Origin of the sequence: Solibacillus sp. FSL W8-0474 (assembly GCF_038004065.1) — a bacterium.
GTDB classification, from domain to species: Bacteria; Bacillota; Bacilli; order Bacillales_A; family Planococcaceae; genus Solibacillus; species Solibacillus faecavium.
The window spans coordinates 1,066,058-1,084,593 of record NZ_JBBOQJ010000001.1; the positions used below are offsets into that span (position 1 = coordinate 1,066,058).

Below are 18,536 nucleotides of genomic sequence, written 5' to 3' on the forward strand. Positions count from 1 at the left end.
TGGAAACTAAAACATCAATTACGCAAGTTAAATGAGGTGACATTTATGTCTCTACGTTCTAATCGAGTTGGCGAGCAAATGAAAAAGGAAATTACTGAAATCATTGCACGCAAAATCAAAGACCCACGCGTAGGTTTCGTTACAGTTACAGATGTAGCCGTAACAGGTGACTTACAGCAAGCAACTGTTTATATTACATCGTTAGGTAATGACCGCGAACGTGCGGAAACATTGCAAGCTTTAGAAAAAGCATCTGGTTTTATCCGTTCGGAAGTTGGTTCACGTATTCGCTTACGCCGTACGCCTGAATTAGCATTCGAATTCGATACAGCAATCGAATACGGCAATAAAATTGATGCATTACTACGTGGCTTACACGAAGATAAATAAAACAAAGAAGTCTGCACTGCATAACTATGCAGGCAGACTTTTTTTCATTTGAATACTGTCTTTAACTAAATTTTTGTATACAGAAGTTTTGTTTAGGGAACAAATTTTATACTAAGGTAGAGTGACGCGAAGCGAAGGGGGCGAGTGTAGCTGACGGCTAACGCCTTTCGCTACAAGCAGGCTTCCTGCGGGAAAAGCACGAGGGAGAGACTACAGGCTCGAGCCGTGCCCGCGGGAGAGACTACAGGCTCGAGCCGTGCCCGCGGAAAGCGTCCCCCCGTAGCGGAGCAGAACGGACTATATGAAAAGTACTACATAATTTAGGATATGTAGATTGGATGAAATAGAAGGAGAAATTCCGCTTATTTGGAAAATCGATTGAAAAAAGGTCAAAATAGCGGGAGAAATTCCGGTTATTAATCAAAATAATAACTAAAAACATGATTTTTCAATGAATAAGCGGAAAACATACCTTTATTTTTCCTGAAATGAAGGGTAGTCAAAATAAACGGAAACTCTCCGCTTATTTTAAAACTGATTAACTACGTCAAAACTTATTTATAATAATGAACCAATTAATATTACCCGCATGAAGCACGTACAAGGTGGATTGCCAACAAAGGAGCAAAACAATGAACGGTATTTTGCCATTATGGAAAGAGCGCGGTATGACAAGTCATGACTGCGTGTTCAAGCTAAGAAAAATATTGAAGACAAAAAAAGTAGGTCACACCGGGACACTGGATCCAGGTGTTGAAGGTGTTTTACCAATCTGTATAGGCCAGGCAACAAGAATTGCAGAATATTTAACGGATGCAGGCAAAACATATGAAGCGGTCGTTTCAATCGGACGTACGACTACAACAGAAGATGCAGAAGGGGAAACTGTCGAACAAAACAGCGGTATTAAATCTTTCTCACGTGCTGATATTTTACAGGCACTCACATCTTTAACAGGCGTAATCGAACAAACCCCTCCAATGTTCTCAGCTGTAAAAGTAAATGGGAAAAAACTTTATGAATATGCTCGGGCAGGTCAAACGGTAGAGCGCCCAACACGTAAAATTACGATCTATGAGTTGGAATTATTAGATGATGCACAAAAGTTCGAGGGCGAAGAAGTAACATTTTCAATCCGTATTAAGTGTTCAAAAGGCACGTATATCCGTACATTAGCGGTACAAATTGGGGAAGCGCTAGGCTATCCTGCACATATGCATGAGCTTGTTCGAACAGCTTCAGGTACATTTACGAAAGACAATTGCTTCACTTTAGCACAAATTGCAGAAATGATGGAAGCAGGGGAACAGGAGAAATTTTTACTGCCTGTAGAATATGCCTTGTCGGATTATCCTTATATTGAAGTTACGGCTGATATTGAGAAGCAAATTTTCAATGGACAAGTTCTTCCAATGCATGCATTATTAAAAGAACATGATAAAATTGTGTATGGTGTAGAGGGAAGAGCATTTGCGGTTTATATCGCCCACCCGACTAAACAAGGGCAAATGAAACCGGATAAAATGTTCCCCGAAATTAATTAGGAGGCATATGATGAACGTTATTCATTTAAAATACCCCCATCAATTAGCACAAAAAGTTAAAGATCAGCCATATTCATTGGCAATTGGTTTTTTTGACGGGGTACATAAAGGTCATAAAGCGGTGATTGAATCTGCAATACAAAAAGCAGAAGAACTAAATATTAAAAGTGCTGTTATGACATTTGATCCGCATCCATCGATTGTGTTAGGTGGACGCAATGAAAAAGTGTTTTATATTACACCACTTTCACAAAAATTAGATACGCTGGAAAAACTGAATGTCGATACTGTATTTGTTGTGAATTTCACATCAGACTTTGCGAAGTTAACTCCTGAACAATTTATCGAGTATTTTATTATTGATTTGAACGTCCAGCATGTGACAGCAGGCTTTGATTTTTCATTTGGTGCGTTTGGCAAAGGGAATATGGAGCTGATGGCACAATTGTCTAACGGCCATTACGGTGTAACAGTGATTGATAAGCTTTCAGATATTGAAGAAAAAATCAGTTCTACTCGTATCCGAAAAGCTTTACAGGATGGTGAGATGGAGCAAGTTCGTAATCTATTAGGCCGTGCATTTGAAGTGCCGGGTATTGTTGTTCATGGAGACAAGCGAGGACGTACGATGGGATTCCCTACAGCAAACGTACAGGCAATGGAAGGATGTTACATACCAGCTACAGGCGTTTACGCAGTAAAAATTTTAGTTCAAAACGAGTGGTATAATGGTGTCTGCAATGTTGGCTATAAACCGACTTTCCACAATCCGGACGAAAAGCGACTATCCATCGAAGTGCATATTTTAGATTTTGATAAAAATATTTACGGTGAAGAGGTAATCGTCGGCTGGTATAAACGAATTCGCAGTGAGCGTAAATTCAACGGAATTGAAGCTTTAATTGAGCAAATCGAAATGGATAAACAACAAGCGATTGCCTATTTTGAAGAACTGCGCTAAATAGTTGCACACATATAAAGAACTATGGTACTATTCATAAGTACGAAACTCTCGTATGAACCTTAGCTCGGCTTTCACGCAACTCCAGCGATTGCTGTGCTATTGGGGATATTTTATTTATTAGGAGGTCATTTTAAAATGGCAATTACACAACAACGTAAAAACGAAATTATCGCTGAGTACCGCGTGCACGAAACAGATACTGGTTCTCCAGAAGTACAAGTAGCTGTATTAACTGCAGAAATCAACGCTTTAAACGCTCACTTAGCTACTCACAAGAAAGATTTCCACTCTCAACGTGGTCTTCTTAAAATGGTAGGTAAACGTCGTCATTTATTAAAATATTTACGTGAAAACGATGTAGCTCGTTACCGTGAATTAATTACTAAACTTGGATTACGTCGCTAATCTGACAATATAAAAAGCGGGATTTTTCCCGCTTTTTATTATGTTTTGAAATCAGTCAGCTTTCCAGAATAATGGTGCGATGTTTAACTTCTTTGAGCAGGTGTAAAAACGCCTGTTGAAAGAAGTTAAACCATTGCTGGAAAGTTTAAAATAATGATTAAATTTATATAAATTTAATCAAAAAATTTAGCATAGAAAACGCTTTTTTGATACACTTACTATGGTACATAAAATGATACGTAGAGTGTTTCAATAAGAAAGGGGTTCAATTAATGAACGAAAAAAAAGTCTTTTCGTATGAATGGGCAGGTCGTCCACTCGTAGTAGAAGTAGGTCAGTTAGCAAAACAAGCAAATGGGGCGGCAATGGTACGCTACGGCGAAACAGCAGTGTTAGCTACAGCAACAATGTCTAAACACCCAAAGCCATTAGATTTCTTCCCGTTAACAGTTAACTTTGAAGAACGTCTATACGCAGCAGGAAAAATTCCAGGTGGTTTCATTAAACGTGAAGGACGTCCATCAGAAGCGGCAGTATTAACATCTCGCTTAATCGACCGTCCAATCCGTCCAATGTTCCCGGATGGTTTCCGTAATGAAGTACAATCAATTTTAATGGTTATGTCAAATGATTCAGATTGCCCGGCAGATGTAGCGGCAATGTTCGGTTCTTCATTATCATTAGCTATTTCGGATATTCCTTTCGATGGACCGATCGCTGGTGTTCATGTAGGCTATATCGACGGTGAATTCGTTGTGAATCCAACAGTAGAACAAGCAGCAAAATCGACTGTTCACTTAACAGTAGCAGGTAACAAAGATGCGATTAACATGGTAGAAGCAGGTGCTTTAGAAGTATCTGAAGACATCATGCTTGAAGCAATTATGTTCGGTCACGATGAAATCAAAAAATTAATCGCTTTCCAAGAGCAAATTATTGCTGAAGTTGGTAAAGAAAAATTAGAAGTTACATTATATGAATTAGATGCAGACTTAACAGCAGCGATCAAAGCTGAATGTGAAGCTGATATGAATACAGCCATCCAAACAGTGGACAAGCAATTACGTGAAGAAAATATTACAGCTGTAAAAACACGTATTATTGAATCATATGAAGCTCAAGAAGCTGATGATGAGACGATGAAGCAAGTGAAAGCTATTTTAGATAAAATGGTAAAAGATGAAGTGCGTCGTTTAATTACAGAAGACAAAGTTCGTCCGGATGGTCGTAAACAAGATGAGATCCGTCCACTATCTTCTGAAGTAGATTTATTGCCACGTGCACACGGTTCTGCATTATTCACTCGTGGACAAACTCAGGCATTATCAATTTGTACATTAGGTGCTTTAGGCGATGTGCAAATTATTGATGGTTTAGGTATTGAAGAGTCAAAACGCTGGATGCACCATTACAACTTCCCACAATTCTCAGTTGGGGAAACTGGTCGTTACGGTAGCCCAGGTCGTCGTGAAATCGGTCACGGTGCATTAGGTGAGCGTGCGATTTTAGCAGTAATGCCATCAGAAGAGGAATTCCCATATGCAATCCGTTGTGTATCGGAAGTATTAGAATCAAATGGTTCTACTTCTCAAGCATCAATTTGTGCTTCTACAATGGCACTTATGGCTGCAGGTGTTCCAATTAAAGCACCAGTTGCAGGTATTGCAATGGGTCTTGTTAAAAAAGGCGAGCACTATACAGTATTATCAGATATCCAAGGTATGGAAGACCACCTTGGCGATATGGACTTTAAAGTGGCAGGTACAGCTAAAGGTGTAACAGCACTTCAAATGGACATTAAAATTGATGGTCTGTCTCGTGATATTTTAGAAGAAGCATTAACTCAAGCGAAAATTGGTCGTTTACACATTTTAGATCATATGATGTCAACGATTTCTGATTCTCGTACTTCATTATCACAATACGCACCAAAAATTGTTTCAATCAAAATTAACCCTGACAAAATCCGCGATGTAATCGGACCGGGTGGTAAAGTAATCAATAAAATTATTGATGAAACAGGCGTTAAAATTGATACAGAACAAGATGGTACAATTTACATCGCTTCAGCAGATGAAGCAATGATTAACCGTGCAAAAGAAATGATCGAATCAATCGTACGTGAAGCTAAAGTAGGCGAGTACTACTTATCAACAGTAAAACGTATTGAAAAATTCGGTGCATTCTGTGAAATCTTCCCAGGTAAAGACGGCTTACTGCACATTTCGGAAATTCAAGAAGAACGTACGAAAGATGTAGAAGACGTATTAAAACTTGGCGATGAATTACTTGTGAAGTGTATCGAAATCGACAAGCAAGGTCGCGTAAACTTATCACGCAAAGTCGTTATCAAAGAAGAAAAAGAGCGCGCAGAAAAAGCGTAATTTTCAACAATATAAAAAGGGAGGTTGTACACTATGTACAGCCTCTTTTTTAAATAATGTTAAGTTGATGATTTGCGATATCCATAACTTGATGAAGTATGGTAAGGGGAAGTATGCGTAATGGAGAGGCCGACTTCTAGGGGATTAAGCGTGCGCGGAAAATCCACTCATGTTGTGCCGCCGTATAGGCACAACATGAGTTAGTTGGAGCCACGCCCCCAGAAAAGCGTGCCTCGGAATGGAGCATACCGCACTATTATAAAAAACCCCAAATTGAAATATTATGGATATTTATTTTAAACTTATATTTTATTAGCCGAATTAAAGGAGAAATTTATGGTACAAGTAATTAAAGCAAAAAATGGTGTGCGCATTGTGACAGAGCAAATGCCGCATGTTCGTTCATTATCTGTCGGAATATGGGTCAATGCAGGCTCACGTTATGAAACGAAAGAGGAAAACGGGATTACCCATTTCATCGAGCATATGCTATTTAAAGGAACAAAAAACCGAACAGCTCGTCAAATCGCCGAAGAATTTGACCGTATTGGCGGGGAGATTAATGCCTTCACGTCAAAGGAGCATACGTGCTATTATGCAAAAGTGCTGGACCATCATGGTGAGCTGGCGGTTGATATTTTAGCGGATATGTTTTTTAATTCGTTATTTACGCAGGAAGATATCGAGCGGGAACGACAAGTAGTGCTTGAAGAAATATATATGAGCGAAGATGATCCGGCTGATGATGTACATGAGAAATTATGGGGTGTCATGTTCCCAGAGGATGCTTTAGGGAGACCAATTTTAGGGACGCCTGAAACATTGGCGACATTTGATGAAAAGATGATTCGCGACTATATGGCGAAACATTACGGTCCTCAAAATGTTGTCATTTCAATAGCTGGTAATATCGAAAAAGATTTATTGGAAAAGGTGGAAGCATTGTTTGGAAACTATGAAGCTAGCGCGGAATCGATTGTTTCTAAGCCTTCTTATCCAACATTTATACCAGGTGAAATTGAAAAGTTAAGAGATACAGAACAAGCACATATCGCCATTTCATTTCCAGCTATTTCTGTAAAAGACCCGAAAATGTACAGCTTTATTGCACTGAACAATATTATCGGCGGCAATATGAGTTCACGCCTGTTCCAGGAAGTGCGTGAAGAGCGTGGGCTAGCATATTCCGTATTCAGCTATCAGTCGAGTTATGAGGATGTGGGAACATTTACAATTTACGCTTCAGCTTCCAAACAAAACTTGGATGCGCTAAAGCAGCAAATCGATCAAACTTTATTTGATCTCGTAACAGGCGGGATAACGGAAGTTGAACTGGATAATGCAAAGGAACAACTAAAAGGCGGCTTCGTATTAGGTCTTGAAGGAACTGAAGACTTTATGAACCGTAATGGGGTTAATGAGCTTATTCATCAAAACCATCGTACTGTTGATGAAGTACTAGCAAAAATTGATGCAATCTCAATGGAAACAATTGATGAGCTCATTACACAAATTTTATTAACCGAGCCCGCGATTGCCATTATCGGACCGGAAAACGAATAACGCAAAAGGACAGCGTGTGCTAGTAGTTAGCATACGCTGTCCTTTTAAAATTCTGCTGCCTGAAACTTTATTGCAGCCGATTTATAATATTGATAATAGATTATAAAACCAATAATCGAAACAATCGGTGCCCCCATTAGTTCAATGTCCATAATACTAAATATAAGCATGATGAGGAAATGAACAAACGTAAACATAAAAAAGTAGCCCAGCATTGTTCCAATTGATATGCTTTTCGTACCTTTTGTCGGATTACTTAAATAGTTTTTCAGCATCGAGCCGACCGAAGCAATTCCTGCAGCAAAAGCGATTGAAAGTAGTGACAATTCAATGCCCCCGATTTCATTTTCCAAATATAAATATGTTTGATAAATCCCGATAGGAACTGTAATGATAAGCAAGAGCAGCAAACTGAAAACAAATAAACTTTTAACAAAGCCCCTTGGGTCAATCGGCATTATCCGGAATTGTTTCATAAAGTGGTTTTCGATCAAGTAGCTCATACCTAATGATGGCAAGAGCAATAGAAAATAGAAAACCATAAAACCAAAATTAATTTCTTTCAAAATGATCCACTGAAGCCCAATCATCCCTACAATAAATAAAAAAACAGTGATAAATAGTTTTCGCGATAGATAAAAATGCATTTTAAGCAGTGTAATCATGTGACGTCCCTCCTGTTTTCACGAAAGTAAGTGATGCTTGCAGCAATGATGAGAACAAATAATAAAACAAAGAATAATACTGTGCTCTTTAAAGTTGTCAGGTTTTCAAAGAATGACAAAAATTGTGTAAACGCCAATGGAAGAAAGATGATGGAAAAGTTTATAAAGTATCCGAATTTAATACGGCGAAACAGCAGGAACAAAGCAATAATAAAAAAGCTGATACCCAAGCTTACTAATAGCTGTTTGACGGAAGGCAAAACAAGTTGCTGTTCGAGTAATGTTTGGATCGCGCTTGTTGCTACAATTGTATAAAGGATATAGTACAGTGTGTAACGTCCTAAAAAAGAGAGGTCTACAATGAAAAATGTCTTTTTGGAAATCGGAAACAAACTTGTCATGACGAGCTGGCTCTCACGTTGATCCAAATAAACGGCACAAAGCGCTGTTATACTGATGGATAGTATAAAGTACGCAGCCGATTCGGCACCTTCAAATAATAATGGAAGAGCAAAAACTGATGCCACAAGTGGTGTAAACAAAATCCATGTTGCCAGTTCCTGTTGATAATAACGAAAAAGCATCTGTTTCATTATTTTCGCCCCTTTACGAAAAACAGCATCAGATCATCAATCGTCGGTTTTTGCAGTTCAATAACAGGGTTCACAAATTCACGCATGACTAAATACTCCACTCCAAATACATAATCCCGTTTACCAACAATCGAATGATTCGGTATTACTTTCGCTTCTTCAAGTGATCCTTTCCAAATCCCGTAGCCGTATAGCAAATCATCTTTGTTTTCACTAAACAGAATTTCTCCTTCATGTATAAACGTAATCGTATCCGCAATTTTCTCTAAATCGGTTGTAATATGCGAAGAGAATAATATCGCATGATCTTCCTGTTCCATAAAACTTTGCAGCATACCCAGCACTTCATCACGTACAATCGGATCAAGTCCGCTCGTAGGTTCATCCAACAGCAAAAGTTTCGGGCGATGTGCCAATGCCAACGCAAGGGCGAGCTTCATTTTCGTTCCTTTAGACATCGTTTTAGTTTTGTCGTACTTTGGTACATTAAGCTGCTCAAGTAAATCATAAAAATAAGGACGGTCCCAAGTAGGGTATACATGGCCGTATAGCACATCGAGTTCTTTTGTGGTAAAGTTTTCGGGTACATGCAGTTCATCAAACACAACACCGATTTGAGACTTCAACTCCACTTCATGTGCAACATGATCCTTTCCGAACAAGAGAATATCGCCTTCGATTTTTTTCAGTAAATTTAATATGATTTTTATTGTTGTTGATTTTCCCGCGCCATTTTGCCCAATAAAGCCTGCAATTGTCCCGCTTTCAACAGTAAATGAAATATTATTTAACCGGAAATTCTTGAATTGCTTTGATACATTTTTTATTTCAATTGCATTCATCATCATTCCTCCAATAGTAAATCGAGTAAGTCATGCAGTTCCTGTTTTTGCACATTTGCCGTTTTTGCAATGGATACTGCTTTTGTAAAATGAATTTCAATTTGACGGATCAGCTCTTCACGCAGAAAGTCCTGATTGCGCTCGGATACATAGCTTCCTTTGCCAGCAATTGTTTCAATAAAGCCGTCCCGTTCCAAATCCGCATACGCCCGCTTTGTCGTCATGACACTAATTTTTAGCTCCTTCGCCAGAGCTCTTATAGATGGAAGAGCATCTCCTGTAACAAGCGCGCCTGTTAAAATAGCCTGTTTTAATTGATCAGTAATTTGCTCATAAATCGGCTTTTCGCTATTATTGCTTAATTTGATTATCACTGTGATCACCCCCTAATGTAAAACTGTATATGTACAGTATATACAGTTGTTCTGTGAATGTCCATTTAAAGTTTTGAAAATTTTGGATGTGATGAAATAAGGGAAGATTTTTCGCTTATTTTCAAAATGACGGGTGTTTTAGGGGAAATAAGGGAACAAATTTCCGTTATCCTTCAAAAAATTAGATTTTTTCAAAGATATTCACTCAATAACGGAAATTTCTACCGCTATTTCAGCTGTTTTTAATGGGATTTATGGAATAAGGGAAATTCTTACCTTTATTTTTACTAAGCAAATACCTAGAAAATCTTTAGTTACTGCATTTCAACTTAATATGTTGAACCATTTCACTTCTAACTGACTTGATGCATATAGTAATGGTAGGCTCTTACAAGAGGAGGGATACAATGCTTTTATCAGAGCTCGCTGAGAAAGAATTAATCGAAATGGAAAACGGGGTTCGATACGGCTTTTTAGCAGAGACCGAATGTATTTTCGATGCAAAGACAGGGAAAATTACAGGCTTTGAAATGCCGCCACAAATGGTGAAAATGCCATTTCAAAAGAAAAAGCCAGGTATGGTGAAGTATATTCCTTGGGAAGAAATTATTTTGATTGGCGAAGATCGAGTATTATTTCAAAAAACAACATCATCTTTAAAGCATGCAAATGATGAATGAACGTTGGCTAATAATTGGAACAGATGAACGAATGCGTTTTTTAGCAAAGCAATTATCTACGAATGATCGTACCGTTTACTACAAAAATACGGCTGTATGGGATGAAGCATTAAACAAAGTAGCGTTAGAGTTACACCCTACAGAAGTTGTGCTGCCTATTCATCCTTTAACAATTCAGGTGGATGAACTATTAGGTATACGTCAAGCGCAGTTCTTTGCAGGGAAACTTAATGACGAGTGGAAGCAGCTTCTTCAGGAGAAGCGGATTCATTATTATTTAACAGATGAAACATTTATTTGGAAAAATGCAGCGCTTACTGCAGAAAGCTTTTTAGCTCATTTATATCAGGGGAAAGTGAATGTGCAGTATAAAACATTCATTATCACAGGATTTGGACGCGTAGCAAAAATGCTTGCATTGTTTTTGACTCGTTTAAATGCGAAAGTTATTATCGCAGTAAGATCCGACCATCAAAAAGCTGAGGCGCTTGCATATGGCTACAAAGGTATAGAACTTAAGGAAGGAAACAGTGTGGATGCTGATTTCCTTATTAATACGATTCCAACAGATTGGCTAACAAAAAACTACGCATCATGGACTACACGTCCAATTTATGATCTTGCTTCAAGTCCAGGGTGTCTAAATGATGTGAAATTATCTCAATATGAATTATTACCAGGATTACCCGGCAAATATTTTCCGCAGGCTGCGGCAAGGTTGTTAACAGAAACAATACTAGAATTGCGAAAGGAGGATACAAGTGCTTGAAGGAAAACGCATTGGTTTAGGGATAACAGCATCACATTGTACTTATGAAGATGTTGTACCGAAGATTTCCCAGTTTCGAGAAGCGGGTGCAACAGTAGTACCGATTATTACCCCTTCTGTATTACATGCTGCAACACGTTTCGGAACAGGTGAAGAGTGGATTGCAAAAATAGAAGAGCAGGCGGGAGAAAAGGTTGTCAGTTCAATAGCAGAGGCAGAGCCGTTTGGACCTAAAAACCCATTGGATTGTATGGTGATTGCACCAATGACAGGCAATTCAATTAGTAAATTTGCCAATGCTGCTACAGACAGTGCAGTATTAATGGCTGCAAAGGCGACATTGCGCAATGGCTCACCTGTTGTTCTCGGTATTTCAACGAATGATGCACTTGGTTTAAATGGTATGAATTTAATGAAACTTATGAATGCAAAAAACATCTTCTTCATTCCATTCGGTCAAGATGATCCAATTAATAAACCTACGTCGCTTATAGCAGATTTCACAAAAATGCTCGATACTGTAGCATATACGCTCGCTCATAAAAAACAGATTCAACCAATATTTATACAATATTTTAAATAATCAAAATTCCTAACACAATTCAAATAATATATGTTACAATATCCAACATTATATACATACCGATATTTTTAGGAGAGATGAGACATGTTGAAAAAGTTAAATGTTGCGGTAGTAGGAGCAACTGGAGCAGTTGGTACAAAAATGATGGAGAAATTAGTAGAACGTAAATTTCCGATTGCATCTATTAAATTTTTAGCTTCTGCTCGTTCTGCAGGTAATCAAATAGAATTCAACGGTGAGACTTATACTATAGAAGAAGCAAAACCTGAAAGCTTTGAAGGTATTGATATTGCATTATTTTCAGCAGGTGGCGCTGTTTCGGAGGCTTTGGCACCCGAAGCAGCAAAACGTGGCGCAATTGTAATTGATAATACGAGCCACTTCCGTATGGATCCGGAAGTGCCGCTTGTAGTACCAGAAGTAAACCGTCATGCATTAAAAACGATTCCTAAAGGGATTATAGCAAACCCAAACTGTTCAACAATTCAAATGGTCGCAGCATTGCAGCCAATCCGTGAAAAGTTTGGTTTAACAAAAATTGTTGTATCGACATATCAGGCTGTATCAGGTTCAGGTATTGCAGCGATTGATGAATTGCGTGATCAAAGCGCACAATGGGACGCAGGCAAAAACGTGGAAGCAAAAGTTCTTCCTGTGAAATCGGATAAAAAACATTATCCAATCGCACGTAATGTCATTCCGCAAATTGATAAGTTTACGGACAATGGCTTTACATATGAAGAAATGAAAATGATTAACGAAACGAAAAAGATTATGGAAGCACCTGAATTAAAAGTTGCTGCTACTTGTGTCCGTGTACCGGTCGTATCAGGTCACTCGGAATCGGTATATATCGAGCTTGCCGAAGAAGCGACAGTACAGCAAATTTTCGACGTATTAAAAGATGCACCAGGAATCGTTTTACAGGATGATGTAACACAGCAAGTTTATCCGATGCCAATATTTGCAGAAAACGAGGAGCCGACATTCGTTGGACGTATTCGCCAAGATTTGGACAATAAAAAAGGATTCCACTTATGGATTGTATCAGATAATTTACTAAAAGGTGCTGCACTCAACTCTATTCAAATCGCAGAGGCTATGCTAGAGGATAACTTACTATAAGGGGAGGATTTAGTAATGGATTTTGGACGAATTGGTACAGCGATGATTACGCCGTTTAAAAAGGACGGCACGATTAATTATCCTGAACTAGAAAGAATTATTGACCATTTAATCGACAACGGGACAGATTGCATCGTGGCATGTGGTACAACTTCAGAGAACCCGACAATGTCAACAGAAGAAAAAATCGAGGTCGTGCGCTTTACAGTAGAAAAAGTGGCAGGACGTATCCCTGTGATCGCAGGTACAGGAGATAATGAAACAGCCTACTCGATTATGATGACTCATAATGCTGAAAAAAATGGTGCAGACGGGATCATGCTCGTAACTCCATATTATAATAAGCCAAACCAGCGCGGTATGTATGCCCACTTTGAAACGATTGCCAAAGAAACTTCATTGCCGGTAATGCTATATAATGTACCTGGTCGAACGGGTGCAAATATATTAGCGGAAACGACGATCGCTTTAAGCAAGGATGTATCAAACATTACTTGCATTAAAGAAGCAAGCGGCAATTTGGATCAAATGGGTGATATTATTGAAAATGTTAATTCAGACTTCCTCGTATACTCAGGAGATGACGGGTTGACGTTACCATTACTTGCAATTGGCGGTCGAGGCATCATTTCGGTTGCTTCACATGTAGTCGGAAAAGATATGCAGCAAATGGTCCGTGCTTTTGAAGAAGGACGCCATCAGGAAGCTGCCCAAATTCATCGTGCCTTACTACCACTAGTCCGTGCATTATTTGCACAGCCTAATCCATCACCAATTAAATATGCTATGACAAAATTAGGCTTTGATACATTAGATGTTCGTATGCCAATGATGGAAATGCTGCCGGAAGAAAAAGCAGCATTTGATGACATTTGGAATACGTATCAGGCAAAAGCAGAACAGTTCCGCGCTCTACAAACTAACTAATAAGTAAACAACCACTACTTTCAAATGGAGGTAGTGGTTGCAGACTGTAGATAATCTCGAAGAAATTCGGGTTTACCTACAGTCTTTTTTATTAAAATAAAGTTAACTAATGAAAACCGTTGATATCCATTCCGGGACCGATGCTATCGATTTGAACGCGCGATATGTTATATTGGAAACAACAAACTCTTTAGGCGCTGTAATGGTTTAGCTTTTACATATTTTTCATAAAAAAGATAAAATCACTTTTTTATTTGTACTAACGACATTCTCACCGTATAATGAAGTTTAAGTGGTTGCTGTTCGGAACAATTTAGGAGGAAATAAAGTGACAAAAACAAAAAATGAACTAATCCGTGTCATTCCATTAGGTGGAGTTGGCGAAATCGGAAAATCAATGTATGTAATAGAAATCGATGAAGAGCTATTCGTAGTAGACAGCGGGCTCATGTTCCCAGAGGACGAAATGCTGGGTATTGATATAGTTATTCCAGATATTACTTATTTAGAAGAAAACAAAGATCGCGTAAAAGGAATTTTCCTTACGCACGGACATGAAGATGCAATTGGGTCGATTGCGTATGTACTAAAAAAAGTAAAGGCTCCTGTATACGGGTCTAAATTAACGATTGCACTGGCAAAAGAACATTTAAAAGAATTGCCGGCACCATATCAGGTGAAATTCTTTGAAGTAACAAGCAATAGCCGTATGAATTTTAATTCAACGTATGTGACATTCTTCCATACAACGCATAGTATTCCGGATTCTTTAGGTATTGTGTTCCATACTTCTGAAGGGGCAATCGTTCATACGGGTGAATTTAAATTTGACCAATCGGCAACAGGCAAGTTTAAGCCGGATTTAGCAAAAATGGCGATGCTTGGAGAAGAAGGCGTCTTTATGCTTTTATCGGAGTCGATTGAAGCAGAACGTCCAGGCTATACAACAAGTGAAGCGGTTGTTGCAGAAGAATTGCAAAAAACTTTCCACTCGGCACCAGGCAGAATTATCGTAGCACTTTATGCTTCGAACTTCATTCGTATTCAGCAGGTGTTTAGACAAGCTGCTTCATCATACCGAAAAGTTGCAGTAGTCGGAAAATCTTTAGAGAAAATTGTCGATATCGGCGTTAACTTAGGCTATTTGGAAGTGGACGAAGACATTATTGTGCCAGTAAATGAAATCCATAAATATCAGGACGATGAAATCATTGTGATGGCAACAGGCAATAAAGGCGAGCCACTTGATGCACTAGATAAAATTGTCCGTAAACATCACCGTGATATTAAAATCAAAAATACAGATACAGTATTAATTACATTTACACCGTCACCAAGCATGGAAGTGCAAATGTACAACACGATGAATCAACTTGCAAAAGCAGGGGCAAATGTCATGACATCGAATAAGAAAGTACATGTTTCGGGTCACGGCAGTGCAGAAGATTTAAAATTAATGCTTAACTTTATGAAGCCTAAATACTTTGTGCCAATTCAAGGAGAGTACCGTATGCTAATTGCGCACTCTAAGCTGGCGCAACAAGTAGGTTTACAAAAGTCACAAATTTTCATCGCGGATAAAGGCGATATTATCGAATACAAAAACGGTAAAATGCGCATGACAGGCCGTGTACAAGCCGGAAATGTTCTAATCGACGGAATTGGAGTAGGCGATGTAGGTAATATCGTATTACGTGATCGTAAGTTACTTTCTCAAGATGGCATTTTTATCGTCGTTGTGACACTGAATCGTGCACAGAAGAAGATTGCATCAGGTCCGGAAATTTTATCACGTGGTTTTGTTTATGTGCGTGAGTCAGAGCAGTTAATGGAAGAAGCTGCTGACATGGCACGTGAAGTAATTGAAAAATACGTTGGTAAAGAAACGTTTGAATGGACGAATATTAAACAGGAAATACGAGATACATTAAATCAATACTTATTCCAAAAAACAAAGCGTCGTCCGATGATCATTCCAATTATTATGGAATATTAATTTTTAAAATAATTATAAATCCACTTCAATTATTAAAGTAGATGATTGGAATGAAGGGGAGGCGACTCCAGCGGGAAAAGCACGATGCCTGAGACTACAGGCTCAGGCCGTGCCCGCGGAAAGCGTCCGACCCGTAATGGAAATCATCCCTATATGATAAGGATGAACCATAGGAATAAACAAAAAAGGGTTTTCTTACTATTTGCGTGAGAAAGCCCTTTTTCTAACTTAATTTCAGTACGATCCTTGCAAAAGACGAAGGAAATGTTGAAATTACTATAGGGGAAATTGAAGCCAAATGTAAAAGTACGGCGTTTATAATTAGGAACAACTTGAAGTAGGTGAACATCAATTGGAAAGAAAGAGAAATATTAAATCAAAACCAAAACCAAAAGCAAAGCCATCCTTAAAAGCAAAGAGTAATGAGGAACTGCATCCACTTGCTTATGAAATTATCGGAGTGCTGCTGATCGCCATAGCTATTATCGAGTTTTTAGAATTTGGTCTGGTCGGTAGATGGCTCCATTCATTGGCGATGTTTTTCTTTGGGAATTTGCATTTCATTATTCCGTTACTATGCTTTTTAGTCGCAGGAATGTTAATGGTAAAACGACGTGGTGTCGCTTTTAATACCCGTGTTGTTTATGGAGTGCTTTTTGTCGGGGCAAGCTTAACGATATTTAGTCATGGCTTGTTATTTGAACAATTACTTGCCACAAATACGTTGCTGTCAAATTCGGTATTAAAAGAAACTTGGAGAATACTAATCAGCATGGAGGGCATTACGAATCGCAGTCACTCACTTGGCGGTGGCATGATTGGCGGACTTTTGTTCAGTATGTTCCATGTGCTGTTTGATTCATCAGGTACAAAAATTGCTGCATTCGTATTAATGTCCATTGGTATTATTTTAATTACTGGTAAAGCACTCGTTCCGTTACTAATGGAAAAAGCACCAGATATTAAGAGCACATTGAAAAGAACGAAACGAAGCAAATTAAGTAAGGCAAATGCCGAAAGCAAAAAAAAAGTTCGACGTTCTAATGTAGAGCCACCCATGGAAGAAGAAGATGCCGCGGATTTGGAACAACTAATTATTACAGCCGCACCAGTCCGACAGGAGCCAATTATTTCAAATTTTGTTGAGCAAGTAAAACAAGAGAAACAAAAAGACATCGATGTGGAAGAAGTACCATTGAGTGAGCCGATTATGAGTATGGCGCCCAATACAGATCAAACGTATATGCTGCCATCCCTTCAATTATTAAATGCACCGCCTGAACACGATCAAAGTGGAGAATATTCGGTCATTCAAATGAACGCTAAAAAGCTGGAACAAACATTTTTAAGTTTCGGTGTAAAGGCAAAAGTGACGCAAGTACATTTAGGACCAGCTGTCACGAAATATGAGGTATTGCCGGATACAGGTGTAAAAGTAAGTAAAATTGTTGGCCTTCAGGATGATTTAGCGCTCGCACTTGCGGCAAAAGATATTCGAATTGAAGCACCGATACCCGGAAAGTCTGCTATTGGGATAGAAGTTCCAAACAGTGAAGTCGCTATGGTCACGTTACGTGAAGTAATTGAAGCGAACGAACAAGTAAAAGTGGGCTCAAAGTTGTTTGTGAGCTTAGGGCGAGATGTTACAGGTCAATCCATTTCCGCTGAATTGAATAAAATGCCGCATTTACTTGTTGCCGGTTCGACGGGCAGTGGTAAAAGTGTATGTATTAATGGAATTATTATTTCAGTATTAATGCGGGCTAAGCCAAGTGAAGTGAAAATGATGATGATTGATCCGAAAATGGTAGAGCTCAGTGTGTACAATGGGATTCCACATTTATTGGCCCCTGTTGTAACGGATGCAAGGAAAGCTGCCCAAGCATTGCAAAAAGTAGTTTCGGAAATGGAACGCCGTTATGATTTATTTTCGCATTCAGGTACAAGAAATATCGAAGGCTATAATGATTTCATTGAGATGAACAATGAAGGGTTGTCTGAAAAACAGCCTAAGCTTCCGTATATTGTTGTTATTGTAGATGAGTTAGCAGACTTAATGATGGTCGCTTCTAGTGAAGTGGAGGACGCAATTACAAGGCTTGCACAAATGGCCCGTGCTGCAGGAATCCATCTGATTATTGCTACACAAAGACCATCTGTAGATGTTATTACCGGAATAATAAAAGCCAATATTCCATCACGAATTGCATTTGCCGTATCTTCCGCAGTAGATTCACGGACAATTTTGGATATGGGTGGTGCTGAACGTTTACTTGGACGAGGGGATATGCTGTATTTACCAGCAGGTGCATCCAAGCCAGTACGTGTTCAAGGAGCTTTTGTAAGTGATCAGGAAGTGGAAAAAGTAATAGGAAGTGTCATCCAGCAGCAAAAAGCACAATACGAGGAAGCGATGATTCCTACGGATGAACCGATAATCGATGCAATGGATGAAACCGATGAATTGTATGATGATGCAGTTCAACTTGTAATGGAAATGCAAACCGCTTCTGTCTCTTTATTGCAGCGCCGATTTAGAATCGGGTACTCACGGGCAGCAAGAATTGTTGATCAAATGGAACAGCGCGGCGTCGTAGGACCACCAGAAGGAAGCAAACCAAGACAAGTTTTAAAGTATTAGAAAGCCCATTATAACGGACTATTTTAATATTTCTGAATATATTATTTTCTATAAGTTTTTAAATAAATTCGCTAAATTTTCACAATAACAT

Annotated in this window: 17 protein-coding genes; 13 read left to right on the forward strand and 4 right to left on the reverse strand. The window is 38.8% G+C overall.

Annotated elements, in window-relative coordinates; all coding sequences use genetic code 11:
• Positions 1-45: 45 nt before the first annotated feature.
• From rbfA to NYE67_RS05235, 6 genes are all read left to right on the forward strand, one after another.
• On the forward strand, positions 46-390 hold the full coding sequence (gene rbfA / locus NYE67_RS05210) for a 30S ribosome-binding factor RbfA (RefSeq protein WP_191698367.1): 345 nt from the start codon (positions 46-48) through the stop codon (positions 388-390).
• 632 nt (positions 391-1,022) lie between these two features.
• A complete protein-coding gene (gene truB / locus NYE67_RS05215) occupies positions 1,023-1,934 on the forward strand; it encodes a tRNA pseudouridine(55) synthase TruB (protein ID WP_340729374.1) in 912 nt (303 codons plus the stop codon).
• A gap of 10 nt (positions 1,935-1,944) precedes the next feature.
• Entirely contained in the window at positions 1,945-2,895 is a 951-nt protein-coding gene (gene ribF / locus NYE67_RS05220; RefSeq protein WP_191698365.1) for a riboflavin biosynthesis protein RibF, read from the forward strand.
• Positions 2,896-3,033: 138 nt separating this feature from the next.
• Positions 3,034-3,303, forward strand: coding sequence for a 30S ribosomal protein S15 (rpsO, locus tag NYE67_RS05225; protein ID WP_191698364.1), 270 nt, complete (start codon positions 3,034-3,036; stop codon positions 3,301-3,303).
• 272 nt (positions 3,304-3,575) lie between these two features.
• Positions 3,576-5,687 carry a polyribonucleotide nucleotidyltransferase gene (gene pnp, locus NYE67_RS05230; protein ID WP_191698363.1) on the forward strand — a complete coding sequence of 704 codons (2,112 nt, stop codon included), beginning with the start codon at positions 3,576-3,578 and terminating at the stop codon, positions 5,685-5,687.
• Between the two features lie 336 nt (positions 5,688-6,023).
• Positions 6,024-7,250 carry a M16 family metallopeptidase gene (locus NYE67_RS05235; RefSeq protein WP_340729375.1) on the forward strand — a complete coding sequence of 409 codons (1,227 nt, stop codon included), beginning with the start codon at positions 6,024-6,026 and terminating at the stop codon, positions 7,248-7,250.
• 44 nt (positions 7,251-7,294) lie between these two features.
• Here NYE67_RS05235 and NYE67_RS05240 read toward each other — a convergent pair whose 3' ends face one another.
• Genes NYE67_RS05240 through NYE67_RS05255 form a run of 4 tightly spaced genes read right to left on the reverse strand, consistent with a single transcriptional unit; the run spans position 7,295 to position 9,724 of the window.
• The gene (locus tag NYE67_RS05240; protein ID WP_340729376.1) at positions 7,295-7,915 is read right to left on the reverse strand and encodes a hypothetical protein; all 621 of its coding nucleotides are present in this window, start codon (positions 7,913-7,915) and stop codon (positions 7,295-7,297) included.
• Complete coding sequence (locus tag NYE67_RS05245) at positions 7,912-8,508, reverse strand: ATPase (protein ID WP_340729377.1); 597 nt, start codon at positions 8,506-8,508, stop codon at positions 7,912-7,914. Before NYE67_RS05245 ends, NYE67_RS05240 begins: the two co-directional genes overlap by 4 nt.
• On the reverse strand, positions 8,508-9,350 hold the full coding sequence (locus tag NYE67_RS05250; RefSeq protein ID WP_340729378.1) for an ABC transporter ATP-binding protein: 843 nt from the start codon (positions 9,348-9,350) through the stop codon (positions 8,508-8,510). The genes NYE67_RS05245 and NYE67_RS05250 overlap by 1 nt, the downstream gene beginning before the upstream one ends.
• 2 nt (positions 9,351-9,352) lie before the next feature.
• Positions 9,353-9,724, reverse strand: coding sequence for a GntR family transcriptional regulator (locus tag NYE67_RS05255; protein ID WP_340729379.1), 372 nt, complete (start codon positions 9,722-9,724; stop codon positions 9,353-9,355).
• A gap of 407 nt (positions 9,725-10,131) precedes the next feature.
• Here NYE67_RS05255 and NYE67_RS05260 point away from each other — a divergent pair, with 407 nt between their 5' ends.
• The 7 genes from NYE67_RS05260 (at position 10,132) to NYE67_RS05290 (ending at position 18,445) form a co-directional block, all read left to right on the forward strand.
• Positions 10,132-10,404, forward strand: coding sequence for a YlmC/YmxH family sporulation protein (locus NYE67_RS05260; RefSeq protein ID WP_191698357.1), 273 nt, complete (start codon positions 10,132-10,134; stop codon positions 10,402-10,404).
• The gene (locus tag NYE67_RS05265) at positions 10,394-11,173 is read left to right on the forward strand and encodes a dipicolinate synthase subunit A (RefSeq protein WP_340729380.1); all 780 of its coding nucleotides are present in this window, start codon (positions 10,394-10,396) and stop codon (positions 11,171-11,173) included. Before NYE67_RS05260 ends, NYE67_RS05265 begins: the two co-directional genes overlap by 11 nt.
• Positions 11,166-11,756 carry a dipicolinate synthase subunit B gene (locus NYE67_RS05270; RefSeq protein ID WP_191698355.1) on the forward strand — a complete coding sequence of 197 codons (591 nt, stop codon included), beginning with the start codon at positions 11,166-11,168 and terminating at the stop codon, positions 11,754-11,756. Before NYE67_RS05265 ends, NYE67_RS05270 begins: the two co-directional genes overlap by 8 nt.
• Before the next feature lie 84 nt (positions 11,757-11,840).
• Positions 11,841-12,881 carry an aspartate-semialdehyde dehydrogenase gene (locus NYE67_RS05275; protein WP_340727260.1) on the forward strand — a complete coding sequence of 347 codons (1,041 nt, stop codon included), beginning with the start codon at positions 11,841-11,843 and terminating at the stop codon, positions 12,879-12,881.
• Positions 12,882-12,896: 15 nt separating this feature from the next.
• Positions 12,897-13,808 carry a 4-hydroxy-tetrahydrodipicolinate synthase gene (gene dapA, locus NYE67_RS05280; protein WP_340729381.1) on the forward strand — a complete coding sequence of 304 codons (912 nt, stop codon included), beginning with the start codon at positions 12,897-12,899 and terminating at the stop codon, positions 13,806-13,808.
• 328 nt (positions 13,809-14,136) lie between these two features.
• Positions 14,137-15,804, forward strand: coding sequence for a ribonuclease J (locus NYE67_RS05285; protein WP_191698352.1), 1,668 nt, complete (start codon positions 14,137-14,139; stop codon positions 15,802-15,804).
• Positions 15,805-16,156: 352 nt separating this feature from the next.
• On the forward strand, positions 16,157-18,445 hold the full coding sequence (locus NYE67_RS05290) for an FtsK/SpoIIIE family DNA translocase (protein ID WP_340729382.1): 2,289 nt from the start codon (positions 16,157-16,159) through the stop codon (positions 18,443-18,445).
• The last annotated feature ends 91 nt before the right edge of the window (positions 18,446-18,536 follow it).